Origin of the sequence: Solimonas terrae (genome assembly GCF_011067135.1) — a bacterium.
In the GTDB taxonomy this organism is placed as follows: domain Bacteria; phylum Pseudomonadota; class Gammaproteobacteria; order Nevskiales; family Nevskiaceae; genus Solimonas; species Solimonas terrae.
In genome coordinates, this window is sequence record NZ_JAAMOW010000001.1 from 145,600 (window position 1) to 159,164 (window position 13,565).

8 protein-coding genes are annotated in these 13,565 nt (G+C 66.3%); 3 read left to right on the forward strand and 5 right to left on the reverse strand.

Annotated elements, in window-relative coordinates:
• Positions 1–80: 80 nt before the first annotated feature.
• A complete protein-coding gene (locus tag G7Y85_RS00685) occupies positions 81–1,541 on the forward strand; it encodes a M28 family peptidase (RefSeq protein ID WP_166250693.1) in 1,461 nt (486 codons plus the stop codon).
• Positions 1,542–1,612: 71 nt separating this feature from the next.
• Here the strand turns inward: G7Y85_RS00685 and G7Y85_RS00690 are convergent, their stop codons facing one another.
• Together G7Y85_RS00690 and G7Y85_RS00695 are read right to left on the reverse strand one after the other, a co-directional pair.
• A complete protein-coding gene (locus G7Y85_RS00690; RefSeq protein ID WP_166250694.1) occupies positions 1,613–2,848 on the reverse strand; it encodes a serine hydrolase domain-containing protein in 1,236 nt (411 codons plus the stop codon).
• Positions 2,849–2,932: 84 nt separating this feature from the next.
• Positions 2,933–5,380 (reverse strand): TonB-dependent receptor, encoded by a 2,448-nt coding sequence (locus tag G7Y85_RS00695; protein WP_166250695.1) that lies wholly within the window; start codon positions 5,378–5,380, stop codon positions 2,933–2,935.
• 356 nt (positions 5,381–5,736) lie between these two features.
• On the opposite strand from G7Y85_RS00695, the gene G7Y85_RS00700 reads away from it, so the two are divergent.
• Both G7Y85_RS00700 and G7Y85_RS00705 read left to right on the forward strand, forming a co-directional pair.
• Entirely contained in the window at positions 5,737–6,504 is a 768-nt protein-coding gene (locus tag G7Y85_RS00700; protein ID WP_166250696.1) for a TetR/AcrR family transcriptional regulator, read from the forward strand.
• Positions 6,505–6,715: 211 nt separating this feature from the next.
• Positions 6,716–8,245, forward strand: coding sequence for a carboxylesterase/lipase family protein (locus G7Y85_RS00705; protein WP_166250697.1), 1,530 nt, complete (start codon positions 6,716–6,718; stop codon positions 8,243–8,245).
• Between the two features lie 60 nt (positions 8,246–8,305).
• Here G7Y85_RS00705 and G7Y85_RS00710 read toward each other — a convergent pair whose 3' ends face one another.
• The 3 genes from G7Y85_RS00710 to G7Y85_RS00720 form a co-directional block, all read right to left on the reverse strand.
• The gene (locus tag G7Y85_RS00710; RefSeq protein WP_166250698.1) at positions 8,306–9,952 is read right to left on the reverse strand and encodes a long-chain fatty acid--CoA ligase; all 1,647 of its coding nucleotides are present in this window, start codon (positions 9,950–9,952) and stop codon (positions 8,306–8,308) included.
• 56 nt (positions 9,953–10,008) lie between these two features.
• Complete coding sequence (locus G7Y85_RS00715) at positions 10,009–10,965, reverse strand: alpha/beta hydrolase (RefSeq protein WP_166250699.1); 957 nt, start codon at positions 10,963–10,965, stop codon at positions 10,009–10,011.
• A 71-nt stretch (positions 10,966–11,036) separates the two neighbouring features.
• Positions 11,037–13,565 carry a TonB-dependent receptor domain-containing protein gene (locus G7Y85_RS00720; RefSeq protein ID WP_166250700.1) on the reverse strand — a complete coding sequence of 843 codons (2,529 nt, stop codon included), beginning with the start codon at positions 13,563–13,565 and terminating at the stop codon, positions 11,037–11,039.

The window sequence follows — 13,565 nt, forward strand, 5'->3', positions numbered from 1 at the left end:
CCGAATCCGCCGCAGACGGTTGGCCCGGCACCTCGACACTCGATCCGGCCGGCCGAACAGCCCGCCTTGGGGATTTCCGGATGAAAACTGCGTACCGGTCATCAGCAGCTCTGCTCGCGTCCGTCCTGCTGACCAGCTGCGTCGTCAGCTTCGCATCGACCACCCAGCTTGTGCGCGAAGCGGCACCCGAGCCTGCCGCGCTGACCGGCGCCGACGCCTACTGGCAGCTGCTCCGCTACAGCGCGATCGGCCTGCATCGCAGCGGCACCGACGGCGGCGAGCGCGTGGTGAATTTTCTCGATCAAAGCCTGCGCGGCTTCGGTCTGGAGCCGCAGATCGAGCCGTTCGACTTCCCGCAGTTCGTGCCGCGCACGGTCGCGCTGCAGCTCGATGACGGCAGTGACGTGAAAGTATTTCCGTACTGGTATTCGGGACGTACCGGCAGCGACGGTGTCCGCGCGCCCCTGGTCGATGTCGGCAGCGGCACGCAGGCGGAATTCGATGCGGCGAAGGTGTCCGGCAGGATCGTGCTCGCCGGCACGCCGCTGCAGCTGCGCGCATTCATGCCGACCCTGCCCGCTGTCATGAAGCGCGCGCAGGCGGCCGGCGCACTGGGTGTCGTCGCGGCGACGACGAATGCACCGGGCAATCTGATCGTCGCGGCGAACGCCGATTCGGCAGCCGGGCTGTGCGGCCTTCCGGTCCTGTTCGTCGGCGCCGAGGACGGCGCGCGACTGCGCGCGATGTCCGGCAGGATCGTGCGCTTCACGCTCGACGCCGAGCTGCGCGGCGGGCAGTCCGCGAATGTGGTCGCGACGATTCCGGGCAAGAGCACCGACACGCTGGTGATCGGCACGCCGACCAACGGCTGGTTCACGAGCGCATCCGAACGCGGTGCCGGTGTCGGCGTGCTGCTGACACTGGCGCGCCACTACGCGGCGCGCCGTGCGGAGGCCGGTGCCGCACCGGACAAGACCCTGGTGTTTGTGTTCAGCGGCGGTCACGAGGTCGGCTATCTCGGTCTCGAACGCTACATCGAGGCGCACCCCGAGGTCATCGCGAAGACCTACACGTACGTTCACCTCGGTGCCGGCGTCGCCGGACGCTATTACTTCCAGCAGCCCGACGGCGCGATCACGGCAGCGCCGATCGCAGACCCGTCGCGCTTTCTGTTCGTGTCGGAAAATCCCTTGCTGCAGCAAATGGTCTCGAAGCATCAGCTGAGCAGCGGCCTGATGCCCGCGCAAAGCATCTTGCCGTCGGTCCTGAATCCGGGCGAACAGCAGCGCATGTACGCGCGCGGTGTGCCGATCATCTCGATCTCCGGCACGACGCTGTTCTTCCATACCGAGGCCGACACGGCCGACACCAGCTCGGCCGAACTGCTCGATCCCGCCGTGCGCTTCTACGCGTCGGTGATCGACGACCTGCTGGCGGCCGACCCGGCCGAGGTCCTGCGCAACAACAAGCTCGCGGTCGGTTACGCGAAGCCGGTACCGGCACCGGCCTGTGTCGTTCCGGGCGTGCAGGGGGCCCGATGAGCTTGCGTTGAAGTGGGCACTGACGGTACGCCCGCCGCGGACCGATGCAACGCATGCCTGCGCGAGCGCGCTTACAGGCAGGCGTAGAGCGCGGCGAGTGCAGCTTGCTGGAGGGCGGCGTCGACGCCGGGAGTGAAGTCGGTCATCAGGCTTGCCAGCGACAGCTGCGCATCCGGATCGCCCATCGCCAGCTGGCCGCCGAAACCCATGGACGCAAAGGACGCCGGGTTCGGGCCGAGTTGCAGCCTGCCTCTGAGCTTGCGATTGGGGAACAGACCGTAGGTCATCGTCGTTTTCGGCAGCAGCGGCCTGAGGAGTGCCGGTACCGGTTCGCTCATCACGGAATCGACAGCCCGTCCGCGCGCCTCGCGCATGATGTCGATGGTCGCCGGCTCGAGGATGCGCACGCCGTCGAGCTTGCCGCCGCCGGCCAGCATGGCAAACAGGCGCGCCAGCGAGCGGGCGCTCGCGGTGCCGTTGCTCGCCGGCACCTCGGCTTCCAGCCACGCCGGCGTCTTGATGTAGGCCGGTGCGCGATCAAGGATCGTCGTGCTGCCGTCGCCCAGCAACGCCCGGCCGATCAGCGTGTGCGGATCGGAACCCTTGCGCCGCGCGTAGGACAAGAGTCGCCGCTGCAGCCACGGCCCTTTGCCGGGATCGGCCGACATCGGGAAGGCGACACGCTGCTGGTCGGCAATCGAGGTTCCGAGATGCAGGTCGAGATCGAGCGGCCGGCTCACGTCGCGATCGAACAGCTCGCCGATGGTCCGGCCCGACACGCGGCGAACCAGCTCGTTGAGCAGCCAGCCGTACGAGATCGCGTGGTAGCCGTTGCGCGTTCCCGGTGTCCACGAGGGCGCTGACGCGGCGAGGTGGGCGGCGATGCCATCGAGGTCCTGCCAGCCCTTGCAGCCGTCGGCATCGAGAAATTCGCGCGCGCCAGTGAAGCCGAGCACGCCCGACGAGTGGGTGAACAGCTGGTGGAGCGTGACCTGGTCCTTGCCGTTGGCGGCGAACTCGGGCCACCAGGTGCTGACCGGGCTCGTGTGGTCGAGCAGGCCTTGTTCGACGAGCCGCTCGATGATGATGGCGGCCCAGGATTTGGTGACCGACGCGACGCAGGCAAGCGTGTGCTCCTGCCAGCCCAGGCCGGGCCGCGCCTGACCGCCCCACAGGTCGACGACCAGCCGGCCGCCGACGCAGGCGGCAAGGCTGCCGCCGCCGCGTGCCCAGGGCGCCGGCATCGCCTCGATCGTCCTGCGTACACGTTCGAAGCCCGGTGCAACCCACCCCTGGACTTGGCCCATTCCCTGGTCTCCTTGTGATTTGCGTGCCGCGGTTCGCGATGGTGCCGATTCGGGGCCGGGTGCGAAAGCATCGACCGCCCGGATTCAGAACTCCAGGCTGAGCCGCATCGTCAGGGTGCGCGGCGGAATCAGGTTGTAGGTCCTGAAATCGCCGACCGGAACGACAGGTCCGACCACCGCTCCCGAGTTCGGGCGGGCCACGTCCAGGATGTTGCTGAGATTGATCGCCAGCTTCGGGCTGAGGAACAGGGCCTCGCTGCCCAGGATCAGGCCGGCATCCCAGGTTCCGTAGCCGTTGATGTCGATGTCGTGCTGGATGTTGCTGTAGCCCTTGCTGACATAGTTGTAGCCGGTGTTGATCTCGACTTCGAAGTTGCCGATCGGCCGCAGATATTGCATCGATGCGTTGTACTGCTGCGGCGCGGTGCCCGGCATTTCCTGCCCCGATTCGATCTGCACGTTGCCGGAAGCCGTGAACGGCGCAGTGATGTAGGCGTCGGTCAGTGCGCCGGTCAGCGACACGCTGAAGCCGCGCAGGGGCGTGTTCCAGACCACGGCCGATTCCAGACCGCGGCTGATGGCGCCGGACACATTGTCGTTGTAGCCGAGCGGAATGCCTTGCGTGCTCTGCGAAATGATCGGGTTCTTGTAGCGGATGTAGAACGCGGTGAGATCGGCGGTAAGCGTGCGATGCAGCCAGCTCGTCCGCAAACCGATCTCGTGGTTCCAGAGCGTGTCCGACTTGAAGGTCGGCGGCACACCGTTGGTCGGTGTCGACGGCGTGACCTGGATGCCGCCGAAGCGGAAGCCCTTGGCCACCTGCAGATAGACCGAAATGTCGTCGCTGAATTCGTAGGTTGCGGTGAACTTCGGATTGATTCCGTGCTCGGTGAGCCGGGCCCGGCTGTCGGCATCCATGCCGTTGTTCTCGGCCCGGACCAGCAGGCCGGTGCCGATGAAGCCGCCGGCCACGGCGGTCTGGTAGAGGCGCGCGCCGGCGCTCAGCTTGAGGTGATCCCAGAGCGTGTAGCTGAGGTCGGCGAACAAGGCCTTCTCGGTCGACTTCACATGCGAGGTGCCGTCGAGCAGGCCGGTGTCGTCGTAGAGCGTTCCGATCGGCAGGCCGAGATTCGCGGCAAGCTGATAGAGCGGACTGTCCGGCCCGATCAGACCCTCGGTCAGCGGATCGATCAGATGGATCCGGTAGTCCATCGTGTAGCGGTAGTAGTAGCCGCCGACCAGCCATTCGAACGGCGTGCCGTCGGCCGACTGCAGACGCAGCTCCTGTGCGTAGGCGTCCGAGGTCTCGGTGACGACCAGCGGAAATCCGAGCGCGGACGGATAGCCGGCCGGCGGCGGACCGATGATCGCGTTCGTGCCATCGGCGCTCGCCAGTCCGTCCTTGAACACGCGCGAGGTCAGCGAGACGACCTTGAACGCGTCGAAATCGTGGTCGACTTCCAGCGAATCCAGTCCGAATTTGTTGTGTGCCGGCACGGGGATGACATTGATGTCCGTCTCGCGCGGTCCGGTCGGACTGTCGACCGAAAAAACCGCGTTCGGCGCCGCATAGTCCTGCGACAGGTGCGTGAGTCTGAGTCTCCAGTCGTCCGGCTCCCACGCCAGGATTGCGCGATATTGATTGCCGCCGCCGTGATCGATGTCCTTCTCGCCGCTGCGGGTATCGTCGATCACGCCGGGATAGTTGTGGCGCACGTAGGCGAGGCGCAGTGCGAGATTGTCATCGGGCAGAACCGGAATGTTCACCGCGGCGCCGCCGGTGACCGCGAGCGAGCCGTCGCGCGGCTGTATCGTCTGCGCAAAACCGCGCACCTGCCATTCGCCCTGCACGGGCTGCTGCAACTCGTAACGGATGGCGCCCGACAGCGCCGCACCGCCGAACAACGTGCCCTGCGGTCCCTTGAGTACCTGCACGCCGGCCAGATCGAAAGCGCTGAGATCGGGAACGATGCCGCCGAGGTAGGGATCGGAAAACGCGGTATCGCCGATGAAGAAGCCGACGGGCGAGGGCGGTGACGATGACGGCGAGGTGTCCGTGCTGATGCCGCGGATGCTGAAGTGCGTGAGTCCGGGGCTCGCCTGCGTGACGGTGACGCCCGGCGTGTCCTGAACGAAATCGACCAGATTCAGATGGCCGTGATCTTCGAGCGACTGGCCGCTGATCGCGGTGATCGATTCCGGGATGTTGCGAATCGACTCCTTGCGCTTGGTTGCGGTGACGACGATTTCCGGGATCTGATCCACCGCGACCGGCGCCGGCGTCGACGGAATCGGGGCGGCTTTCTCCGCAAGCGGAATCGTGGCCAGCGGTGCATCGCCCGACGGCGTCGCGTCCGCCGGCTGATCGACATCCTGCTGGCCGTCGGCCGCCGGCGGCGTGACGGCGGAGGACGCCGCGTTTTCGTCGGGCGTCGCCGGCTGAGCATGCAGCACCGTGCTGTCGAAGGCGGCAAGGGAACCGGCCACCGCCAACGCGGAAAGACGGACGACCGTTCTTGTGTCCAGTTGCATCTGACTCCTCCTCTTGCGTCGGTACCTTGCAGTTGCACCGCGCTGGTTCGAATATTTTCTGGTTCAGCTGCCGCGCCGCCCGAATGCCATCGGCGCCGCGCTTGAAAACGGTGTGATGCCCGGCTCCGGATCGCGATCGACCTGTGGCGAAGTCGTCGTGTCCTGCATCGCCCACGCGCACCGCGTCGGCGATGCCGTCTGCGCTCCCCGGCGGTTGTCGACGCTGCTTCGTCTCCTCGCGTCGGCTCGCTGGCCGGCGTCATGTTATTCACTCTTTGTTGAATCAACATTATTGGAAGCTCATAATTCCTGTCAACAGCAGCGGCACTCCGTCGCGCTTCACTTAAGATTCGTCCATGACCTTCTACAAAGATAAGCCGATGATTCGGCGCGACATTGCGAAGACGGCGCGCCGTCTGCCGCGCCCGGCCAAGACCAAGTCCGAACGCCGCGAGGAAGCGATGACGCGCATCCTGGATTCCGCCGAGAAGCTGTTTGCGCAGGACGGTCGCAACGGCGTCACCGTGCGGGCGCTGGCCAAGGAGGCGGCGGTCGATCCCGGCCTCGTGCATTACTACTTCGAAAACATGGATGGTGTGTTCCGCGCCGTGTTCCGGCGCAAGTCGGTGATCGTCAACGCCATCCGCAACGAGGCGATGGATGCTTATCTCGCGGAACATGGCGATGCGCCGACCGTGGACGGCGCCTTCGAGGTCTTCCTGCGGCCGATGTTCGAGACGATCTGGAAGGACCCGACGTACTGGACCAATTACGTGGCGATCGTCAGCCATGCCAATTCGTCGCCGTTCGGCGGAGCCGAAGCGATGCGCGAGGCTTTCGATTTCACGGTCGGCCGTTTCATCGACCTGCTGAAGCGGGTGGCGCCACATGTGCCGCCGCAGGAGATCTACTGGTTCTATCACCTGATGTCGGGCAGCGTGACACTCACGCTTGCGCAGACCGGACGCATCGACGTCCTGTCCGGCGGCCTTTGCAAATCGACGGACATGAAATCGGCGTTCGACTCCATGAAGCAGGTCTTCAGCGGCGGATTCGAGACGGTGATGGCGCGGCACGCGAAGACCGCGAAGGTCCGCGCGCCGCGCTCGGTGCGGAAGAAGTGACGCGGCCATGGTGACCGTAAACCTGTCTGCCATGCCGGACTGCAGCGCCGATGCGGCTGCGCCCGCGATGCATGCAGTGGCGGGCGGGAGCCTGAAACCCGGGAACGCGGCGCGCCGATCGTGGCCATGCGACGCGGCGCAGCGTGCCGGCTGGCGCAAGCTTCTCGACCCGTTCGTGGCGCGGCGTTCGCGCAGGCAGCTGCAGGCACTGATGCTTGCCGCATGTCTGCTGCCGTCCGAAGCATGGGCATCCGCGCCGCTCGCGGGTGCGGCAGGCGACGAGGTTGTCAACAAGGTGGAGCAGGGCACCATTCGCGGTCAGCGGCTCGACGGGGTCGATCGCTACCTCGGGCTGCCGTTCGCAAAGCCGCCGGTCGGAGCGCTGCGCTGGCAGCCGCCGCAGGCACCCGATCATTGGGACGGCACTCGCGATGCGAGGCACTTCGGGCCGGCCTGCGCCCAGATCGGCAACTTCTACACCAGCAATCAGGCGGATACGTTCGACCGTCCCTACGGCCGGGAAGACTGCCTCTATCTCAACGTCTGGGCGCCGCAGAAGCGCGGTCCTGCGAAGCCGGTCATCGTCTTCATTCATGGCGGCGGTTCGATCAGCGGCGCCGCGTCGCTGCCCCTGTACGACGGTCGACGACTGGCCACCGAGCTGGACGTCGTGTTCGTCAGCATCAATTACCGGCTCGGGTTCTTCGGCATCGTCGATCTGCCGGCGCTGAAGACCGGCGATCCGCGCACGGATTCCGGAAGCTTTGCCTTGCTCGATCAGATCAGGGCGCTCGAGTGGGTGCAGCAGAACATCGCCAGCTTTGGCGGCGACGCAAGCAAGGTCGTCGTCATGGGCCACTCCGCGGGCTGCACCAGCATCTGGAACCTGATGAGTTCGCCGCTGGCAAGCGGCAAGTTCGGGAAGGTGGTCTGTCTGTCCGGCATGCCGCGGCAAAGCAGCGACGAGGAGCGGTCTGCTTCCAGCAAGAAGCTGCTCGCGCATCTGCTGTTGTCCGACGGGCGCATCGCATCCGAAGACCAGGCCGATGCCTATCTGCGGACGACCAGCCCCGCCGCGTTGCGAACGTATCTCTACGCGAAGCCCGCTTCGGACATCGTGATCGCGGCCAGGGGCGTTCGGCCGGTGCGCGAACGTGTCGACGGCCATGTCCTGACCGCCGGCAAGGACGGGCCGCTGGTCAATCCGGTGCCCGCCATCCTCGGCACGACCCGCGATGAAGCGCAGTTGCTGCTGATCAGCCACTTCGGCCCCCGCGACTTCGGCGCGATGTGGAAGCTGATGCAGTCGCCGAAAGCCCTCACCGAGAGCGACTTCTTCGCAAGCCGCATCGACAGGATCGAATTCAAGCTGACGTCCTGGGTCGTCAATCGCGTCCTTCACCGGTATCTCGACCGCGCGACCCGGCTGCTGGCCGCCACGTCGGTGCCGGTCTATCGCTACGAATTCGAGTGGGACCACAGTCCCGAGCCCTGGCGGTCGCTGCTGGGCGCGTACCACGGAATCGATGTCTCGTTCCTGTTCGGCAACTTCAGCACCGACGCGCCCGACTTCGCGAGCTTTGCCTGGCGCGGCCGCGATCCCGGCGAACTGGAGCGCGTTCACCGCGAGATGGTTGCAGCGCTCCGTGGATTCATCGACGCCGACGACCCGGATCGGTATGAGCCCGATCTGCGCTGGCAGCGCTGGTCCGGGCCGGACAACGACAAGATTTTCCGCTGACGGCGCGAACCGGAAGGGCGCGGTGCCTTGCGGCACGCCGCCCGCTTCGCCCGCAGCTGCTCAGGTTCGTGAAGGCTCGCCGGCGGCAGGATCGCGGGCCAGCGAGCTGTAGCGCTCGCGCAGCAGTTTCTTGTCGATCTTGCCGGTCGCGGTCAATGGCACATCGGCAAAGACAACGTCGTCCGGCAGCCACCATCTGGCGACGCGCGGTGCCATGAACGCCAGTACCGCATCGCGCGTCAGCGCGGCGTCCGGCAGGGCTTCGATGACCAGCACCGGGCGTTCGTCCCATTTCGGATGGGGTACGCCGATCACGCCGGCGAACTTCACGCCGGGGCAGCCGGCAGCAACATTCTCCAGGTCGATGGAACTGATCCACTCGCCGCCGGACTTGATCACGTCCTTCTTGCGATCCGTGATGCGCAGGAATCCGTCCTCGTCGAGCGTGGCGACATCGCCGGTATCGAACCAGCCGTCGCGATCGGTCGCGTCTTCGTCCCGAAGGTAGTAGCGCTGCACGACCCAGGGACCGCGTACCTGGAGCGCACCTGAGGAGACGCCGTCCTGCGGCACTTCGTTTCCGGATTCGTCGACGCAGCGAATCTCGATGCCGAATTGCAGACGTCCCTGACGAGTCCAGATGATGTCCCGCATTTGCTCGTCGCCGCGGGCCGCCAGAGAAGGCGTCGGTGTGGCGACGACGCCGAGCGGACAAGTCTCGGTCATGCCCCAGATCTGCAGGACCTCGACGCCGTATCGCGCGTGAAAGGTTTCCGCCATCACGCGTGGCACCGCCGAGCCGCCGATCGTGAGCCGCTTCAGCGCGCCCGGCGTCGCGCCGTGTTTCTCCAGCCAGTTCAGGTACGCGGTCCAGATCGTCGGCACGCCCCCGGTGAAGGTGACGCCCTCGCTGACGATGAGCTCGTGCAGGCTGGCGGCATCCATCCTGTCGCCGGGCAGCACGAACTTCGCGCCGCAGATCAGCGTCGCGAACGGCAGGCCCCAGGCCGTGGCGTGATACAGCGACGAGCACGGCATGATCACGTCGAAGGCGGTGAAGCCGAACGCGGACGCCAGACTTTCCGCCATCGCGTGCAGGACGATCGCGCGATGGCTGTAGAGCACGCCTTTGGGATGGCCGGTGGTGCCGGAGGTGTAGCAGAGGATCGCGCCTGCGTTCTCGTCGAATGACGGCCAGGCATGCACGCCGGACTCGGCCGCGATCAGGGCTTCGTAGCAGAGCGCATCCAGGCCGCCGCCGTCGTGACGCTCGATGTCGGTGAGCATCACGAAGGTCTTGATGCGACGCAGCTGTGGCGCGATGCGCTGCACCAGCGGCAGCAGATTGCGATCGAACAGCAGGATCGTGCTGTCGGCGTGCTCGAGCGTGTAGACGATCTGCTCGTCGTGCAAGCGCGGATTGGCGGTATGCAGGACCGCGCCCAGGCCCGGCACCGCATAGAACAGTTCAAGGTGGCGATGGGTGTTCCAGGCCAGCGAACTGACCGTGTCACCGGCGTTCACGCCGAGCCGCTGCAGTGCCTGTGCGGCCTTGCGCGCGCGCAGGCCGAGGCCGGCGAAGTCGTAACGCCAAAGCGGCTCGTCGACCAGACGCGAAACGATTTCGCGACGCCCGTGGGCGCGCTCCGCGAAGCTCAGTATCGACGGGATCGACAACGGGGTGGCTTGCATCTGGCCGGCTTTCATCAGTCGTGTCTCTCGGTTGGCTGGGGGCGCTGCCGTCGCGGCGTTGCGGTGCCGGCTCAGCGCGCCAGACCGGCGATCGCGCGGGCGATCTCGGCGATGCCATCGGCGGCCGACGCGCAGATGCGCGGCATGAAGAAGAAGCCGTGCGGCATGCCCTCGTAGTTGACGTACTTCGCGTGCACGCCGGCTTCGGCCAGCTTGCGCGCATAGCGCGCACCGTCGTCGCGCAGCGGATCGATGTCGGCGGTCAGGATCAGCGCCGGCGGCAGGGCCGACAGGTTTTCCGCGAACATCGGCGACAGCAAGGGATCGGTCAGTTCGGCCGCGCCGCGATACAGATCCATGAGGCGATGCGCGTTGTCCTTTTCCAGACCGGGCTGGTCGATGTTCCAGGATTCCGACGCCAGCGTGGCATCCAGCGCCGGATAGATCAGGGTCTGGTGCCTGATCACGGTGTCGCCGCGCCGCGCACGCAGCACGCACAGTGCCGCAGCGAGGTTGCCGCCGGCGCTTTCACCCATGACGGCGATGCCGGCGGCCGGCATGGCGCCCAGGGACTCGGCGCCGGCCAGCCAGCCGAGCGCGTCATCGCAATCCTCGAGCCCGCCGGGAAACGGCGTTTCGGGCGCCAGCCGATATTCGACCGACACGATCAGGCACCGTGCCTGCTGGCTGACGGCCGCGCAGAGGTAGTCGAGCGTTTCGAGCCCGCCATGGATCCAGCCGCCGCCGTGCAGGAACAGCACGCGCGGGCAGCGCGGATTCAGATTCGCAGGAACGTATTGCTTGATGGCGATCGGCCCGGCGCGGCCGGGAATCGTCTCGTACGTGGTGCGGACATCCGCTGGCGCTGCCAGCGTGGTCCATCCCGGCGCGCGCATGGCCTTGCGCACGGCAAGCGGTTGCGAGACCGCCTTTTCCGGCGTGATGCCGAGGCCCAGGCTGCGCACCAGCCGGTGTATCCCGTACATCAAGCGCAGGCGCCGGCCCTTGAGCTTCGTGTTCCGTTTCATGCCGGTTTCCCCCTGCTGGCTGCGGTGCGAGCGGCAGCTTTCATCGAAATGTTCATCGCGTTCACCACGCCTCAGTCGCCGAAGCGACCCATGAGGCGAATGCCGATCGCCCGCGGCGTGATGTAGTAATACTCCTCGGCGGCGAGCGCCGGCGACGGAACGCCGGACGTGAAGGCGTTGGTGATGCCCCGCTCGTCGGTGAGATTGTTGACGATCAGCGCGATCTCCGGCAGCCACTCGATGCGCGCGTTGGCGACGCTGAACTGAAGATCGAGCTGGTGGTAGCCGAAGATCTTGTGGGCACCGAACGTCGGCACGGTCTTGCCGATCGTGGTGTATGTGGCATAACCGCCCAGAAGCCAGTCGCCCGCCGGCTGCAGGAACGACAAGGTCGACGCGGTCTGCCACTTCGGTGCCAGTGGCCAGTTCGTGCCGCTCGGGTAGATGTCGCCGGCTGCGGTCGTGAACGGCTTCGTCGTCACGGTGTCGGCGTACGACACGGAGTTGGTCAATCTCAGGCCGGCCCAGGGAAACAGGTACTGCAGCGACAAGTCGGCGCCCTTGCTGCGTACACCGCCGACGTTGTCGATGTAGACCGAAAGGCCCGACGCGTCCGGCTGCAGGCTTTGCGGGTTCTTCCAGTCGACGAGAAAGCCGGTCAGATCCAGGCGCAGGGTGTTGTGGAGGAACTGGGTGCGAATGCCCGCTTCATAGTTCCACAGCGTGTCCGACTTGAAGGTTTCCGGTGCGGCGCTGCGGCCGAACGACGAGGTCAGGCCGGTCTGGATGCCGCCGACGCGAAAACCTTTCGACACCAGGCCGTAGGTGAGAATGTCGTCGTTGAGGTGCCAGACGATCGATGCCTTCGGGTTGAAGCCCTGCTGTTTCACTTCACCGTCGATCACGTAAGGCGAGCTGCCCTGCTGGGCCAGCACATAGACGCCGGACTGCGCGTTCTGACCGCCGGATTGCGTACGGTACAGGCGTCCGCCCAGCGAAAGCTCGACGCTGTCACCGAGGCGGCGGGTCAGTTCGCCGAAGGCCGCCAACTCGCGAATGCGTACGTCGCCGACGGTCTGCAGGACCACGGGTGAGCCGCTGCCGTTGAACAGCGAGCTGAGCGGGCCGAGGTTCAGGGCGTCGATGATGGTCGCCAACGGCGTCACGTCGACCGCCAGTGGCACGGACAGGGTGTTCTTGACGTCCTGCTGCCAGCCGAAGATGCCGGTGACCCACTTCCAGCGCTTCTGCGGATCGTCGACCGACACCAGGCGGAATTCCTGGCCGACGGTGCTGGAGTCGCCGGCGTAGTACTGCGCGGTCAGCGACAATGCGCCGTTGCCGGTGATGCGCGAACTGGCGTCGAAGAAGTTGTGGCCACCCTTGTCGATGTACGAGGTATCGGAAACGAACTGTGCCCAGTCGCCGTTCCAGGTCACCGCCAGATCGGCCATCGAGTACTGCGTGTGGTTCGGACTGGCACGCGGACGATCGTTGGTTTCGAGGCGGCCCTGGTCGTTGTCGGCAATGCCGACATCGCGCAAATCCGTCTCCTGCCAGGCGGTCGTCAGCAGGATGTCCCAGGCATCGCCCGGTCGCCAGCCGAGCAGCGCACGTGCGCCCTTCTGGTCGGTGCGGTTGACGTCCTTCTTGCCGGTGCGCAGGTTGTCGATATAGCCCGGGCTGTCACGATCGAACGCCATCACGCGCAGTGCCAGCGTGTCACCGAACGGCAGGTTCACCGCCGCACCATAGCTGGGGCCGGCGTCGCCTTCGTGGATCGAGGTGTACTGGCCGAACCATTTCAGTTCGTACTCGCCGAATTTCGGCGGGGTTGGTACGTAACGCACCGCGCCGTTCAGTGCGGAGGCGCCGAACAGCGTGCCCTGCGGACCCTTGAGGACCTCCACCGAGCCCATGTCGAACGGATTCGGATCGAGCGAGACGACCGGCGCCCAGGCCTCGGTGAACGAGACGTTGCCGAACAGGATGCCGGTCGTCGAGCTGGTCCCGATGTCCGACGAAATGCCTCGCAGCGTCACCCGTTGCGGGCTGTCGCCGGTCGAGGTGACGTTGGCGCCGGGCACGAGCTTGACGATGTCGGCCGTGTCTTGTGCGCCGCGCCGTTCCAGGTCTTCGCCGGACAGCACCGCGATGCTGGCCGGAATGTCGCGCACGTTCTCGGAACGCTTGGTGGCCGTGACGATGACCTCGGCGATCTGCGGCGACGATGCCGTCTGCTCGGTGGCCGGCACCGGCGCAGGCTGCTGCGGCACGGCAATGGTGGGGACAACTTGTGCATCGTCCGCGCTCGGGGCGGTCGACTGTACGGCCTCGGCGGTTTGCGGTCCGGCGGCAGATGGCGCTTCGGCAGGGTTCATCGTGCCGGCATCACCCGCATCGGCATCGGCATCCGGGGCTGCGGTGCTGTCCTGCGTGGCCGACGGCTGGGGCGCCCCCTGGGCGGCCGCCAATGGCGGCAGGCTCGCACACAGGAAACTGCCCAGGCCCAGCGCCATCAGGCGTGCAAATCCACCCGCGCGGCGAGCATCCTCGCCGGCTGGGGTCAATGGCCGGGTGACGGTAGATTTCTTTGACAC